This window comes from Mycolicibacterium hodleri, assembly GCF_025822245.1.
GTDB lineage: Bacteria > Actinomycetota > Actinomycetes > Mycobacteriales > Mycobacteriaceae > Mycobacterium > Mycobacterium hodleri.
This window is the reverse complement of the sequence record NZ_JACKTL010000033.1, coordinates 120,857-134,263: the sequence shown is the minus strand read 5'-3', so window position 1 is coordinate 134,263 and position 13,407 is coordinate 120,857. Positions and strand designations below refer to the sequence as shown.

Sequence of the window (13,407 nt, the reverse complement as noted above, 5' to 3'; positions counted from 1 at the left end):
CACCCGTTACCGAATTAAGTTCGGCAACTCTGGTTCGTGGCCCGCAACTTACCTATCGTCGTCGCCATGAGCGAACTATCGACGTCCACGGGTACCGTGTACGAAACTACGCGTTTGCACACCAAGATCGCGGTCATCCTCGACGACGCTCTCCCGACGTGGCAGAAGCTCAACGTGACGGCGTTCTTGGCCAGCGGCATCGCGGCGACCGCGGTCGAGTCGATCGGGTTGGGCTACGAGGATGCCGACGGGACCGGCTACACACCGATGTTCGGTCAGCCCGTGATGGTGTTCGGCGCAGACAAGGCTCGTCTGATCCGTACCCTCAACCGGGCGGTCGACCGCGGGGTGACTCCCGCCATCTTCACCACGGCGCTGTTCGACACCGGTCACGACGAGGCGAACCGCGCCGCGGTGGCAGCGGTCCGCCGCGCCGAGTTGGACGTCGCCGGGCTGGCGGTGCGGGCCGAACGCAAGGTCGTCGACGCGATCGTCGACGGACTCAAGCTTCATCGCTGAGGACGCGAGCGCGGGAGCGGCTGCGTGGCGCCGCCGACCGGGGCGGCCGAGAGCGCAAGTGGTCGCGGGCGGTGACCATCATGTCCCCCAGGGCGTCGACGTCGCGTTCCTCGAGGGAGTCGAACAGCAGTTCGCGCACGACGCCGATGTGGCCCGGCAACACCTTGGCCACCTTGGCGCGGCCCGCGTCGGTGACGTCGACGACGGTTGCTCGTTGATCGTCGGGAGACGTCGAACGGGAGATGAGGCCGTCCTTCTCCAGCAGCCCGGCCTGATGGGTCAGTCCCGAGCGGCTGTACACGACGCCGTCGGCCAGCTCGGTCATCGTCAGCGCGCGGTCCGAGTGCGCGAGCTTGGCCAGGATCTCGAACTGCACGTAACTCAGCCCGCCCTCGGCCTGCAGCTGTTGTCGCACGGCGTACTGCAGCAGGCTGGTCACCTCCGTCAGGGCGAAATAGGCCCGGAGCTGGGCGGGGTTGAGGGAGTCGGGCATGCGGCGAGTTTAGTGCTTCGACGTCGAAGTTCCCGGCGTTGCGCAGCGGCACGACCGTCGTGCTCACCGGCCACACGGGCCGGTGAGCGACGAGGGGGGCGTCAGCGGTCGACGGGGACGAGGATGGTCTTGCCGTGCAGGCGGCCGGCGTCGGAGTCGGCATGCACGGCCGCCGCGTCGGCGAGCGGGCGACGGTGGACGACCTCGACGCGCAGCTGCCCGTCGTCGACGCGGCGCACCAGCCCAGCCAATTGCGCGGCGTCGCTGCGCACGAACACCCGCTGTGAACGGACCCCGCGCTCAGGATCTTTCGGCCCGAAGACCATGGTGCCGACGTGGAAGCCGCCGTCGACGACGAGGCCGATGAGTGCTTCCGTCTGCTCGTCGGTGGTGGGGATCAGGTTGAGCACCACGTCGAAGGGTGCGCCGTCGACGGCGAGGGGTGACTGCGTGTAGTCGACGTAGTCCACGATGCGGTCGGCGCCGTAGCCGCGCAGCCGGTCGGAGTCGCCCTGCTTGGCGGTGGCGGTGACCACGGCGCCCGCCTGCTTGGCCAACTGGACGGCGTAGCCGCCCACCGCACCCGAGGCGCCGTTGACCAATACCGACTGACCCGTCACGAGCCCGGCGATCTCGAACAGGGACTGCCAGGCCGTCAACCCGGCCTCCGGCAGCGCAGCGGCATCGGCCAGCGGAACCGACGTCGGTGCGGCAGCGAGTGAGTCGGCCGGGGCGATCGCGTACTCCGCGGCGGCTCCGTCGGCATCCAGCGGCAGGAAGGCGACGACCGCGTCGCCGACGCTCCATCCCGCCACGCCCTCGCCGAGCTCGGCGATGGTTCCGGCCACGTCCACCCCGGGGGTGTGGGGGAAGCTGATCGTGTACACCTCCGCGAGGTACCCGCCGCGGATGCCGGCGTCGACCGGGTTGAACGAGGTGGCGGCCACCTCGACCAGGACCTGTCCTGGGCCGGGAACCGGCCTGGGAGCGTCCTCGTATGCGAGCACGTCGCTGCCGCCGTAGCGGTGGTATCGCACAGCCTTCATGATGTCCTCCGTCGTCAGGTGCTTCGAATGTGAAGCAGTTACGGAGGATGTAACTCCTTCGATGTCGAAGCAATTCCCCGCGCGTCAGGCGGACTCGGCGGCGCGCGAGAAGGCCCATCGGGCGATGCTCTCCGCGTACCGGGGCGTTTCCACCTCGCAATGCCGTCCCGAGGCCTCTTGCCGGGCCGCCGCCGCCTCATCGAACGTCTGGCCGTGCTCGGCGACGAATTCCAAGAAGTGCTCGGTGGGATGCGACGTCACCGTGTTGGTGTAGCGGCAGCAATCCCCGTCGAGCTGCTCCATCCGCAGCTCCCAGATGACCTGGGTGGTGGTCCACCCGGACGGGGTCAGAACGTCTGACGACGACACCATCTTGCAGTAGTGGCGCTCGGCGACCTCGAAGCGGTACTGCTGGATCACCAGCCCCGTACCGATCATCTCGACGTTGATCGACATCGGCGTCCCGTCGTCGTCGACGGTGTAGCCGGCGGCCTTGTGGTCACCCGGCGCGCACCGCTGATATTCGTGTGTCGGAAGCGTTTTCAGCCACTGTGCGACGTCGACGTGATCGAAGGGCGCCTCCACGTCCGCGGTCGCGACCGCGTGTGAGAGAACCAGATCGTCGCGAACTGCCGTACCCATGTCGTGCTCCTGCCGTCGGTGACCGTCGTCGTCGGGCTGGCGAGGGCCGCTCAGCCGTCGACGCCAGCTTCTCAAGGCAGGAATGAGTCGGCAATGACGCTGTCCTGACCGCGGCGGTAGTGTCAACCCCCAATGCGATGGTGACGTCCGCCGGTGCGGCGGGTCAGCCGACCACCCAGTCGGCCATGACGTCGGCGAGGGCACGAACGCCGACGTGGCAGTCGTCCGGTTCGGCGTGTTCGTCGGGAGAGTGCGAGATTCCGGTCGGGTTGCGAACGAACATCATCGCCGTCGGCACCTTGGCCGAGAGGATGCCCGCGTCGTGACCCGCTGCCGTGGGCAAGGTGGGGATGTCCCCGAGGTGAGCCAGGGACCGCACCAGCCGCTCCCGGGGCCCCGACGGGAAGTCGACGACGGGCGTGACGGATTCGACGAGCACCTCGAGGTCGACGCGGTCGGTCGCGCAGTGCTTGCGGGCCTCGGACTCGACGTGTGCGACGAGTGCGGCCAGGGTCTGCTCGTCGGCGGCGCGTGCGTCGAGCCAGGCCTTGACCGTCGACGGAATCGCGTTGGCACCGTTGGGAAGTACCCGGACCTTGCCGAACGTGGCGACCGCGTCGTGCAGCGCCGCCGCCGAACGGGCGCTGTGCACCGACGACGCGAAGGGCAGCATCGGGTCTCGACGGTCCACCAATCGCGTCGCGCCGGCGTGGTTGGCCTCGCCGGTGAAGGTGAACTCCCACCGTCCGTGTGGCCAGATCGACGACGCGACGGCCAGCGGTCGGTCGACGAGGTCCAAGGCTCGACCCTGCTCGACGTGCAACTCCACATACACCCCGACCCTGTCGGTGAGTGTGGTGTCGGCGCCGACGTGTTGCGGTGCGCGACCCGCCTTCGTCATCGCCTCGGCCAGAGTCACCCCGTCGGCGTCCCGGAGCCCGAGGGCTCGATCCGGCGTCAGCGCCCCGGTGCTCAACTGGCTCCCGACGCAGGCGACACCGAACCGCGCGCCCTCTTCGTCCGAGAAAGCCGCCACCGCAACGGGAATCGTCGGTTTCACACCACGCTCGCGAAGGAGGTCGACCGCAGCGAAGCCCGACACGACACCCAGCGGTCCGTCGAACGCGCCACCGTCGGGCACCGAGTCCAAATGCGAACCGGTGACGAACGCACCCGTGGGGTCGCCGCTCCAGCCGACGGGCATCCACCATGCCCACAGGTTGCCGTTGCGGTCCTCCTCGACGTCCATGCCGCGGCTCGTGGCGTTCGACCGAAACCACTCACGCAGTGTCAGATCAGCGTCACCCCAGGCAAATCGGCGATATCCGCGCGTCGACCGATGCAGGCCCACGTCGAGAAGGGCGCCCCACAGGCCGTCGAAGGAGCTCACTCGTCAGTACCGGCCGGGAATCCAGTTGGTGCCGGCGAGGGGCACCCGTGCCATCGCCGACGCTTCGACGGTGAGGGCGACCAAGTCCTCGGGTTCGAGGTTGCGCAGGTGCGATTTGCCGCAGGCTCGTGCGAGCGTCTGTGCCTCCATCGTCAGCACGCGCAGGTAGTTGGCCAGGCGCCGCCCGCCTTCGACGGGGTCGAGGTTCTTGGCGAGCTCTGGGTCCTGGGTGGTGATGCCGGCCGGGTCGCGGCCGGCCTGGAAGTCGTCGTAGAAGCCAGGCGCCGAGCCAAGCTCGCCGTACTCCTTCGCAAAGCGAGGGCTGTTGTCGCCCAGCGCAATCAGTGCCGCGGTTCCGATGGCGACGGCGTCAGCACCGAGCGCCATGGCCTTGGCGACGTCGGCGCCGCTGCGAATACCGCCCGAGACGACCAACTGCACTGATCGGTGCACACCCATGTCCTGCAAGGCCTGCACGGCCTGCGGGATGGCGGCCAGCGTCGGAATGCCGACGTGTTCGATGAACACCTCCTGGGTGGCCGCGGTGCCGCCCTGCATGCCGTCGACGACGACGACGTCGGCGCCGGCCTTCACCGCGAGCTTGACGTCGTAGTAGGTCCGGGTGGCGCCGACCTTGACGTAGATCGGCTTCTCCCAGTTGGTGATTTCGCGCAACTCGAGGATCTTGATGGCGAGGTCGTCAGGGCCGGTCCAGTCGGGATGGCGGCAGGCGCTGCGCTGGTCGACTCCCATGGGCAGGGTCCGCATCCCCGCCACCCGCTCGGTGATCTTCTGCCCCAGCAGCATTCCGCCACCGCCGGGCTTGGCGCCCTGTCCGAGGACGATCTCGATGGCGTCGGCCTTGCGAAGGTCGACCGGGTTCATACCGTAGCGCGACGGCAGGTACTGGTAGACCAGATTCTTGGACTGACCCCGCTCCTCGGCGGTCATTCCGCCGTCACCGGTGGTGGTGGAGGTGCCGACCTCGCTGGCCCCGCGGCCGAGGGCTTCCTTCGCCTGGCCGGACAACGCGCCGAAGCTCATCCCCGCGATGGTGATCGGGATGTCCAGGTGCAAGGGGAATTTCGCATGCGTGTCGCCGAGCACGACGTCGGTGTCACACTTCTCGCGGTAGCCCTCTAGCGGATAGCGCGACACCGATGCGCCGAGGAACAAGAGGTCGTCGAAGTGCGGGAGCGCGCGCTTGGCGCCCCATCCGCGGATGTCGTAGATGCCGGTCTCTGCGGCGCGCTGAATCTCGGCGATCACGCCGCGGTCGAAGGTGGCGGACTCGCGCAGCTGCGTCGGGGGTGTGGGTGTCGTCATGACCTGGCTCTCCTAGTACGCGCTGGCGTTGTCGACGTGGAAGTTGTAGAGCTGGCGGGCGGAGCCGTAGCGGGTGAACTCGCCGGGGTCGTGCGTCATGCCGGCAGCCTCGAGCAGCTGCGCCAGCTCGGCGAGATGTTCCTCGCGCATGTCCTTCTTGACGCAGTCCGCGCCGAGCGACGCCACGGTGCCACGGACGTACAGCCGCGCCTCGTAGATCGAGTCGCCCAGTGCCTCACCGGCGTTTCCGCAGACGACGAGCCTGCCAGCCTGGCCCATGAAGGCACTCATGTGGCCGACGTTGCCACCGACGACGACGTCGACGCCCTTCATCGAAATGCCGCAGCGCGCAGCGGCATTGCCGTCGACGATCAGAATGCCACCGTGTGCGGTGGCGCCCGCCGACTGCGAGGCGTCGCCCTTGACGTGCACCCGTCCCGACATCATGTTCTCCGCGACGCCTACCCCGGCGTTGCCGGTGACGGTCACGGTGGCCTTCTGGTTCATGCCGGCGCAGTAGTAGCCGACGTGACCGTCGATGGTGACGTCGAGGTCGGCGTCGAGCCCACATGCCAGCGCGTGCGCGCCCTCGGGATGGGTGATGGTGAGCCGGGTGGGCGCGCCCGGCGAGCTGAGCAACTCGTTGACCTCGCGGGTGCTCGACGTCCGGAGGTCGATCACTCCGTTCGCCGTCGGGGTGGTGGTGCTCACTGGCGGTGCCATACGTAGACCTCTTCTGGCTCGGGTTCGAAGATGCGGGCGGTGTCGATGCCGGGGAGCTGCGCCAGGGCGCGGTACTCCGACGCCATGGCCACCCAGCGGTCGGTTTCGGCGATGATCGCCGGCTTGCAGGCGATGGCGTCGCGGACCACCGCGAAGGAGTCGCTGGTGGACACCAGCAGGGTGTAGAAGCCGTCGAAGGTCTCGTTGAGCATCAGAAGGGCCTTCTCCAGGTCGACGCCCTCGGCGAGCTGCTTGGCGACGTACCGCGCACCCACCTCGGTGTCGTTCTCGCTGTCGAAGGTGACGCCGGCGCGTTCGAGGTCGTGCTTGATCGACATGTGATTGGAGAACGACCCGTTGTGCACCAGGCACTGATCCGGGCCGACGGCGAACGGATGCGAACCCCCCGCCGTGACGGCCGATTCGGTGGCCATCCGGGTGTGGGCGACGCCCTGCCATCCGCTGGCCGAGCGCAGGCCGAAGCGATTCGCCAAATCGGTCGGGTTGCCCATCCCCTTGAGGACGGTCAGGTGCTCACCGAATCCGATGATGCGGGCGGTCGGCACGGTGGAACGCACCGCGGCGGTCAGCACGTCGGTCGCCACGGGGGCGTGGACCACGATGGTCGGGTCGAGGTCGTGACCGGTAACCGGCGCGGAGAGTGCGAGGCCGAGCTGTTCGGCGAGTTCGGTTGCAGGAATGGGGGAGTCGAGGAGCGAGACGGTGGCCTCACCCTCCGGTGACCACGTCGGGTCACCGTAGACGGCCATGCCGGCCGAGTCTGGGCCCCGGTCGCACATCGCGTCCAGCATCCCGGACAGCAGGGCCCCCAGTTGGGGATGGAGCGTGGCGTCACGCAGATGAAGACCGACGATTCCACACATGGAATGCCTCCTCGAAGAGTTGTGGTGATCAGAAAGAGGTGAGGTAGCGGTCGATCTCCCAGGAGGAAACCGTGTTGTGCCAGTCGAAGAACTCCGCACGCTTGCATGTGGCGAAGTACGTGGCCACACCCGGGCCGGCGACGTCGAGGGCCTCGGTCAACACCGAGTCGGCCTCGAAGGCGTCCATCGCGTGCAACAGCGTCATGGGCAGCATCTCGCTGGGGGAGTCGCCCGTTCCGGGCTTGCCGGGATGCAGGTCGCGGCGTACCCCGTCGAGTCCGGCGGCAATGGCGCCGGCGGCGGCGAGGTACGGGTTCGCCGATCCGTCACCGCCGCGCAGTTCGACGCGATTGTGGTCCGGTACCCGGAGGTAGTGCGTGCGGTCGTTGCCCCCGTAGGTGGCGTACCGCGGCGACCACGTCGCCCCACTTGTCGTCGCCGTCGCACCGGTTCGCTTGTAGGAGTTTACCGTTGGTGCGATCAACCCCTGGAGTGCGCAGGCGTGCTCGAGGATCCCGGCCACGAATGCGTAGGCGGTCCGGGACAAACCGAGCCCCAACTCGTCGTCGGAATCCGGGAAGACCGCGCCCGCGTCGTTCCAGAGGGACAGATGCATGTGCAGACCGCTGCCGGTGCGGGTGGTGAAGGGCTTCGGCATGAAGGTTGCCTGCATGCCGCGCTTCTCGGCGACGACAGACAGCAGATACCTCAACGTGATGACGCGGTCGGCGGTGGTCATGGCGTCGGCGTAGTCGAAGTTCTGCTCGAACTGTCCGTTGCCGTCTTCGTGGTCGTTGGCGTAGTTGCCCCACCCGAGTGTGTTCATCGCTGCGGAGATCTCGGTGAGGTGGTCGTACATGCGGGTGACGTCTCGCGCGTCGTAACAGGGAGTGGCGCTGGTGTCACTGCGGTCTGCGGTGACGAGTTCCCCGTTGACGCGGTTGACCAAGAAGTACTCGATCTCGGCGCCGACGTTGACCGAGTACCCCAGCTCCGCGGCCTTGCGTAACTGCTCTCGCAGGATGATTCTCGGTGCGAACGGCCATGGCCTGCCGTCGACGTGCGGATCGCAGTGCACGATCGCCAGACCCGGCTTGATGAACGAGATCGGGGTGAAGGACGTGACGTCGGCCATCGCCACCAGGTCGGAGTCCTTGGGTTCCTGGCCCATGTGGCCCGCCGCGTATCCGGCGAACCCGACGCCGTCGGTTTCGAGTTGCTCGACCGCCTGGATCGGGACGAGCTTGGCGCACGGCTTGCCGGACAGGGTCACGAAGAGGGCCAGGATGAAGGTGGTGCCGCTGGCGCGCGCCACCTCCGACAGGGTGGGCGCCCGGCCGTGCTTCTCGGCTGGTGGCTCCAATGCCGTTGTCGGGGAATGTGTCTCGATATCGTCGAGGTCGACGTCGGTGTGGGTCATCGCATTTCTCCTGCGCCCTCGTAGGGATGGAGGCTGAACAGCAAGTCGCCTTCGGCGAATCGCGAGTACCGGAAGTCGTCGGCGTTGACGTTGGGCAACGAGGTCTCGCCGTCGACCAACAGGTCGGCGACGAGCTTGCCCACCGCTGGCGAGATCTTGAATCCGTGACCGGAGAATCCGGTCGCGAGGAACAACCCGTCCACGGGCGACGGCCCGATGATCGGGTTGTAGTCGGGGGTGACGTCGTAGGCGCCGACGTACGAGCTGGTGATGCGCGGGTCGGGCATGTCGGGCAGCCGATGGCCGAGCTTGACGACGTTCTTCTCGATCGCCGATTCGTCGGCTCGGTTCACGTACTTGTCCGGGTCGACGAATTCCGGGGCCTGATGGTCGGAATTGCCTACCAGCAGTTCACCGTTGGGCTCGCGGCAGATGTACTGCAGTCCGGCGAGATCCGACAGCACGGGCACTTCGGGGGTGGGGACGCCCTGGTCCACCAGCACCAGTTGGGCCCGTTGCGCCTTCACGTCCAGGTCGACTCCGACACCGGCGGCGAGGGTGGGTGCCCACGGTCCGTTGGCGAGGATGACGTGGTCGGCGTGGATCTGCGATCCGTCGGCCACGGTCACGCCGTACACCGAGCCGTGGTCATTGGTCAGCAGTTCGGTGACCAACGTCCCCTGGCGGATGGTGACGCCCATCTTGCGTGCCGTCGCGGCGAAGGCCATGCCCGTCATGTACGCCTCGCCGCGTCCACCGAGCGGCTCGTAGGCAAAGAGGGCGAAGTCTTCGAGATGCAGCCCCGGCCACAGGTCGGCCATGGTGTCGTGGTCGATGAAGTCGGTGGCGATGCCCAGTCCCTGCATCATCGCGATGGTGGCCTCGAGGGGCTTGACGTTGTTCTCTCCGACGCCGACCACGTAGCCGCACTGGCGAAATGACATGTCGTCGCCGAACAGCTCGGTGGCGCGGGTGAACACGTCGATTCCGTACCACGACATCGCCGCCAGTGAGGGTGTCCCGTAGTGGCAGCGCACCACCCCGCTGGACTTCGCGGTCATGCCCGAGCACAAGGTGTCGCGCTCGAGTACCAGGACGTCGGTCTCACCGCGTTCGGCAAGCGAGTAGGCGATGGCGAGTCCCTCGAGACCGCCCCCGACGATCAGGAAGCTGGTGGTGTCCGGCACGTGATGGTCCTCGTGGTGTCGTCTGGTCCAGACAGCGGTTTACGCCCATCCGTCTGTTTCCTTGTAGGAGTCACCGTAATCTAGCATTAGACGACGCGAGGCGCATCTTGACGATCCCCGCCTCAATCGATCGATGGTGTTTCTCGGTGCTATTGCGGGTTTAACCGCATTACCCGTGTCGGCTGCCCGTCAGCGGGTGGATCGTGGCCACCAGGATGGATGCGGTCCCGGTGACCTCGACGGACTCCCGACGAGACAGTCCCCGGTGCCGGCGGCGTGGTCGCCGGAGGCGAGGCTGCCCCGGTGGACGTAGACGACCGTGGTTGCGTCGGGGTCGGTGAACACCGCGGAGTGAGCGAGGTGGAGCGGCTCGACGTGCACGGTCGCCGCGGAGGCGTCGACCATGACGTTGAACGCGCTCGTCGGCCCGCTCGCCACGCAGTCGGGCGCCAGCTCGCCGTCGAACGGGCAGGGCTCGAGGGGGTCGAGCTCGACGGTGCGCCCGACCCAGGAGAGAGTGACGCCGTGGTCCCCGACGACCGTGAACACCCGGTGCAGACCCGGGAACGAGGAGAACGTCGTACGTCCGGTGCTCAGGTCGGCGACGCTGATCCGCCACGCCGGAGGCTGTCCCTCGCCGGTGGCGATCACCTCCGTGGCGCCGGCGCCGTTCTTCCAGGGAATGCGCAGCCGATCCGATCGCCGGATGAGGACCGTTCGGCTGCTCCCGTCGGTCAAGAGTCCGAGTCGTCGGGATAGGCCGTGATGGCCAGGAACCTGATGGGTAGGCGGACGAGCTCGTGCGGGCCGTGCAACCCCTCGCCGTCCAGCAACAGGGAATCGCCCGGCCGCAGCGTGTACTCGGACTCGCCGTGTCCGTAGACCATCACGCCCTCGAGCATGTACAGCATCTCGGTGCCTGCGTGCTGGAAGAGTGGAAAGACCTCGCTCGCGTTGGTCAGGGTCACCAGGACCGGCTCGAGCCGTTTGTGTTGTCCCCGAAGGGCACCCAGCAGTTCGTAGTGATGTCCGACGCGTGTTCCGCGCCCGACGATCACCGCGCCGTGGCCGGATTCCACGAATACGGCTTCGCGCTCGGTGTCGGCACCACGGAACAACGACGTGACCGGAACGTCGAGACCGGAGGCCAGCCGGGCGAGGGTGTTGAGGCTGCACGACGTCTGGGCATTCTCGATCTTGGACAGCATGGCCTTGGAGATGCCGACCTTGGTGGCCATGTCGCCTACCGAGAGTCCGGTCGAACGGCGAAGCGCACGAACCCTTTTCGCGATGACCTTCTCGAGGTCCACGCCGGTCGGTGTGTCACGCGGAACCTCACGCGCCACCGGGGCGGGGTCCCCGGTGTCGCGGTGCTCGTCGACCGATTCGGTGCTCGTCATCGGCAAAGTCTATAAGGGACGGCTTCGGGCGCCGTCGCGGCGCGGTTCGTCACCGAGGCGCCTGAGCCGGCCTCAGGGGTGCAGGTTCCACTGGCCGCAATCCTGGGCCATGACGTCGTTGACGTCGACTTCCAGCCCGCCGACCACCGGACCCGGGTTCGTCGCGGTACTCACGATGCGCTGGTAGAGAACGGCGGCGGGGTAGATCTGACCACCGGACCAGGACCGGGTTTGCCAGGCCCACACGTGGCCGGGAGATCGCGAGTTCCCGATGACGCCGTCGGCCGCCGCCCACTGGCAGGGATTGATGCCGGCGTAGATGCCGGTGCGCTGCACCCCGAGCACGGCGTTGATGCCACGAAACCACGGCAACGCCACCGTGTTCCAGGTGTCGCGGTTGATGTCGTCGTCGACGCTGAAGAAGATGGGTGCGCTCTGGCCGCCCCCTGCCGCGGTATGCAGTTGCCAGGCGGTCCGAGCGTCGGAGATCCCCCCGGCGTATCCGCGCGTGAAGTCCGACGGCGCAGTCCCGCCCGGCTTGCCGTACTGGTAATTGCTGACGATTACCAGTCCGGCGGCATTCAGCGACCTGGCGTAGGGCAAGGTGATCGGCTTTGCTCCGAAGGACGACCCGGGCCGTGATGTCGAGACGTAGTTGATCACCCCGGCGTGCCCGGCGGCACGGATGTCCTGGGCGGGAATCTGGCGCATGGCGAAGTCGATCAGCGTGGGGGCGGCCGCCGTCGCCGAGGGTGCGCCGGCACCCGCCGCGGCTGCACCCAGCCCGGCCAGCGCCGACGCCGCGGTGGCGTAGCGCAGTGCGTCCCGACGGGACACCGTACGCGGTGGCCGAGGACCGGCAGCCCCCGGCGAGTCCAGCATGGGGCGATGTTATCAATGTGACGGATGATGAAGCTGTAACGAATGCCGGCCGTGTCGGACCGCCAACGCGCCGTCAGGCTCGGGTGAACTGGTCGACCAGTAGTTCCAGTCGCGCCGACTCGTGGCCGGGGCGCAGCCGTCCCGTGCGGCTGAGGATGACCAGGCCGTGCAACGCGGCCCAGAACACCTCGGTCAACGTGTCGGCGTCGCGCTCGCCCGCGGCATCGCCGACGGCCTCGCTCAGCGCCGCGAACGCGGCGTCCAATTGCGACGGAGTGTCGTCGGTGGCGAACGGCAACGTGGTCGCCCGCAAGAACATTGCGTCGTATACCGCCGAGTGATCCCGTGCGAAGTCGAGATAGGCGCGCGCCACTGCGAGCGCGTCGCCGGTGCCGGACTTGGCCGCTCGTAGAGCGTCGCCGAGTTCGCCGAAACCGTCGAGTGCGACGGCGTCGGCGATCTGCTCCATGCCGGCGAAGTGCTTGTACAGAACTGGCTGGCTGTATTCGATCTCGGCGGACAGGCGGCGGGTGGTCACGGCGTCCCAGCCCTCGGCTTCGGCCAGCCGGCGAGCCGTGGCGACGATCAAGCGTCGGCGAGCGGCTCGCTCCCGCTCTCGACGATCCTCGATGGCCACGGCTCACACTATCACGGCTAGAAGTGCTAGCGGTGCTATTGACACATTCTCGACGCAGCGTTAGCGTTGCTAACACCTGAGAGACGTGCCCTCGGGGACCACCCACCAGGAGGCCACGATGCTTCAGCTCAGGACCTACACGCTGCGATCACCCGCTGCCCTCCGCCGGTACGCGACGATCCACTGGGCTCGCCACCTCGCCACGTTCGCCAGTTTCGGGGTGACCACGCACGGGGTGTGGACCGAATTCGGCGGCGAGAGTGATCGGCTCGTCGCGCTGGTCGGCTATCCACAGGGCGCCGACCCCGAGGACGTCACCCGGCAGATCATGGCCAGCCCGGAGTTCGCCACCGACATGGCGGGCTTCGACGTCGAGGACATCGTCGACGTTCAGACGACTCTGCTTGAGCCGACATCGTTTTCACCCGTTCACTGATCACCCTAGGAAGGTTCACCATGACAATCACGGTTACCATCGGCTACGTACTGGCCGGCCTCATCGCCGCCGCGATCATTTTTCTCGGCGCGCGCTTCCTCGTCGCGCCGCGCGTGGCGGCCGCCGGATACGGCGTGCCCGTCGACGTCGCCCAACCGGGTGCCCGCGCGTACCTCAGCGTCAAGGGCGTCCGCGACATCGCCTCTGGGCTGTTCGTGATCATCCTGATGATCGCGGGCGCCACCCACCTCGTCGGCTGGATCATCCTGGCGGCAACCATCATTCCAGTCGGCGACGCCGTCATCGTGCTCCGTAGCGGAGGGGCCAAGTCGACCGCGTACGGCATCCACGGCGCCACCGCCGCGGTCATGCTCGTCACCACGGCGCTCCTCCTCGTGTCCTGACTCGAACCTCCCGAACAG

16 protein-coding genes are annotated in these 13,407 nt (G+C 67.6%); 3 read left to right on the top strand and 13 right to left on the bottom strand.

Going from position 1 to position 13,407, the window contains the following annotated elements; translation table 11 throughout:
- Window positions 1-66 precede the first annotated feature (66 nt).
- Window positions 67-519, top strand: coding sequence for a PTH2-like family protein (locus H7J06_RS13135; RefSeq protein ID WP_264039329.1), 453 nt, complete (start codon window positions 67-69; stop codon window positions 517-519).
- On the opposite strand, the gene H7J06_RS13130 is transcribed toward H7J06_RS13135, so the two are convergent.
- The 13 genes from H7J06_RS13130 to H7J06_RS13070 form a co-directional block, all read right to left on the bottom strand.
- Window positions 503-1,012: a MarR family winged helix-turn-helix transcriptional regulator gene (locus H7J06_RS13130; RefSeq protein WP_264039328.1), complete on the bottom strand. Its 510-nt coding sequence runs from the start codon at window positions 1,010-1,012 to the stop codon at window positions 503-505. The two genes, H7J06_RS13135 and H7J06_RS13130, sit on opposite strands and share 17 nt — an antisense overlap.
- Window positions 1,013-1,113: 101 nt before the next feature.
- Window positions 1,114-2,058 carry an NADP-dependent oxidoreductase gene (locus tag H7J06_RS13125; RefSeq protein WP_264039327.1) on the bottom strand — a complete coding sequence of 315 codons (945 nt, stop codon included), beginning with the start codon at window positions 2,056-2,058 and terminating at the stop codon, window positions 1,114-1,116.
- Between the two features lie 84 nt (window positions 2,059-2,142).
- Window positions 2,143-2,700, bottom strand: coding sequence for a hypothetical protein (locus H7J06_RS13120; protein ID WP_264039326.1), 558 nt, complete (start codon window positions 2,698-2,700; stop codon window positions 2,143-2,145).
- Window positions 2,701-2,863: 163 nt separating this feature from the next.
- Complete coding sequence (locus tag H7J06_RS13115) at window positions 2,864-4,090, bottom strand: allantoate amidohydrolase (RefSeq protein ID WP_264039325.1); 1,227 nt, start codon at window positions 4,088-4,090, stop codon at window positions 2,864-2,866.
- 3 nt (window positions 4,091-4,093) lie between these two features.
- Window positions 4,094-5,416 (bottom strand): FMN-binding glutamate synthase family protein, encoded by a 1,323-nt coding sequence (locus H7J06_RS13110; protein ID WP_264039324.1) that lies wholly within the window; start codon window positions 5,414-5,416, stop codon window positions 4,094-4,096.
- Between the two features lie 12 nt (window positions 5,417-5,428).
- Window positions 5,429-6,139, bottom strand: coding sequence for a GltB/FmdC/FwdC-like GXGXG domain-containing protein (locus H7J06_RS13105; protein ID WP_264039323.1), 711 nt, complete (start codon window positions 6,137-6,139; stop codon window positions 5,429-5,431).
- Window positions 6,124-7,023 (bottom strand): class II glutamine amidotransferase, encoded by a 900-nt coding sequence (locus H7J06_RS13100; RefSeq protein WP_264039322.1) that lies wholly within the window; start codon window positions 7,021-7,023, stop codon window positions 6,124-6,126. The genes H7J06_RS13105 and H7J06_RS13100 overlap by 16 nt, the downstream gene beginning before the upstream one ends.
- Before the next feature lie 28 nt (window positions 7,024-7,051).
- A complete protein-coding gene (gene glnT / locus H7J06_RS13095) occupies window positions 7,052-8,443 on the bottom strand; it encodes a type III glutamate--ammonia ligase (RefSeq protein WP_264039320.1) in 1,392 nt (463 codons plus the stop codon).
- A complete protein-coding gene (locus H7J06_RS13090; protein WP_264039319.1) occupies window positions 8,440-9,630 on the bottom strand; it encodes an NAD(P)/FAD-dependent oxidoreductase in 1,191 nt (396 codons plus the stop codon). Before H7J06_RS13090 ends, glnT begins: the two co-directional genes overlap by 4 nt.
- Window positions 9,631-9,819: 189 nt before the next feature.
- Complete coding sequence (locus H7J06_RS13085) at window positions 9,820-10,368, bottom strand: HutD family protein (protein WP_264039318.1); 549 nt, start codon at window positions 10,366-10,368, stop codon at window positions 9,820-9,822.
- Entirely contained in the window at window positions 10,365-11,030 is a 666-nt protein-coding gene (locus tag H7J06_RS13080) for a helix-turn-helix domain-containing protein (RefSeq protein ID WP_264039317.1), read from the bottom strand. Before H7J06_RS13080 ends, H7J06_RS13085 begins: the two co-directional genes overlap by 4 nt.
- A 72-nt stretch (window positions 11,031-11,102) precedes the next feature.
- Complete coding sequence (locus H7J06_RS13075; RefSeq protein WP_264039316.1) at window positions 11,103-11,912, bottom strand: DUF1906 domain-containing protein; 810 nt, start codon at window positions 11,910-11,912, stop codon at window positions 11,103-11,105.
- A gap of 73 nt (window positions 11,913-11,985) precedes the next feature.
- A complete protein-coding gene (locus H7J06_RS13070) occupies window positions 11,986-12,549 on the bottom strand; it encodes a TetR/AcrR family transcriptional regulator (protein ID WP_264039315.1) in 564 nt (187 codons plus the stop codon).
- A 118-nt stretch (window positions 12,550-12,667) separates the two neighbouring features.
- Between H7J06_RS13070 and H7J06_RS13065 the strand changes: the two genes are divergently transcribed.
- The gene (locus tag H7J06_RS13065; protein WP_264039314.1) at window positions 12,668-12,985 is read left to right on the top strand and encodes an NIPSNAP family protein; all 318 of its coding nucleotides are present in this window, start codon (window positions 12,668-12,670) and stop codon (window positions 12,983-12,985) included.
- A gap of 20 nt (window positions 12,986-13,005) precedes the next feature.
- On the top strand, window positions 13,006-13,389 hold the full coding sequence (locus H7J06_RS13060; protein WP_264039313.1) for a DUF4267 domain-containing protein: 384 nt from the start codon (window positions 13,006-13,008) through the stop codon (window positions 13,387-13,389).
- Window positions 13,390-13,407: the final 18 nt, after the last annotated feature.

Coding starts and splice junctions, on each gene's coding strand:
- glnT (WP_264039320.1), bottom strand. CDS start 8,443: ATGACCCACACCGACGTCGACCTCGACGATATCGAGACACATTCCCCG.
- H7J06_RS13100 (WP_264039322.1), bottom strand. CDS start 7,023: ATGTGTGGAATCGTCGGTCTTCATCTGCGTGACGCCACGCTCCATCCC.
- H7J06_RS13110 (WP_264039324.1), bottom strand. CDS start 5,416: ATGACGACACCCACACCCCCGACGCAGCTGCGCGAGTCCGCCACCTTC.
- H7J06_RS13105 (WP_264039323.1), bottom strand. CDS start 6,139: ATGGCACCGCCAGTGAGCACCACCACCCCGACGGCGAACGGAGTGATC.
- H7J06_RS13135 (WP_264039329.1), top strand. CDS start 67: ATGAGCGAACTATCGACGTCCACGGGTACCGTGTACGAAACTACGCGT.
- H7J06_RS13075 (WP_264039316.1), bottom strand. CDS start 11,912: ATGCTGGACTCGCCGGGGGCTGCCGGTCCTCGGCCACCGCGTACGGTG.
- H7J06_RS13120 (WP_264039326.1), bottom strand. CDS start 2,700: ATGGGTACGGCAGTTCGCGACGATCTGGTTCTCTCACACGCGGTCGCG.
- H7J06_RS13065 (WP_264039314.1), top strand. CDS start 12,668: ATGCTTCAGCTCAGGACCTACACGCTGCGATCACCCGCTGCCCTCCGC.
- H7J06_RS13060 (WP_264039313.1), top strand. CDS start 13,006: ATGACAATCACGGTTACCATCGGCTACGTACTGGCCGGCCTCATCGCC.
- H7J06_RS13080 (WP_264039317.1), bottom strand. CDS start 11,030: ATGACGAGCACCGAATCGGTCGACGAGCACCGCGACACCGGGGACCCC.
- H7J06_RS13130 (WP_264039328.1), bottom strand. CDS start 1,012: ATGCCCGACTCCCTCAACCCCGCCCAGCTCCGGGCCTATTTCGCCCTG.
- H7J06_RS13125 (WP_264039327.1), bottom strand. CDS start 2,058: ATGAAGGCTGTGCGATACCACCGCTACGGCGGCAGCGACGTGCTCGCA.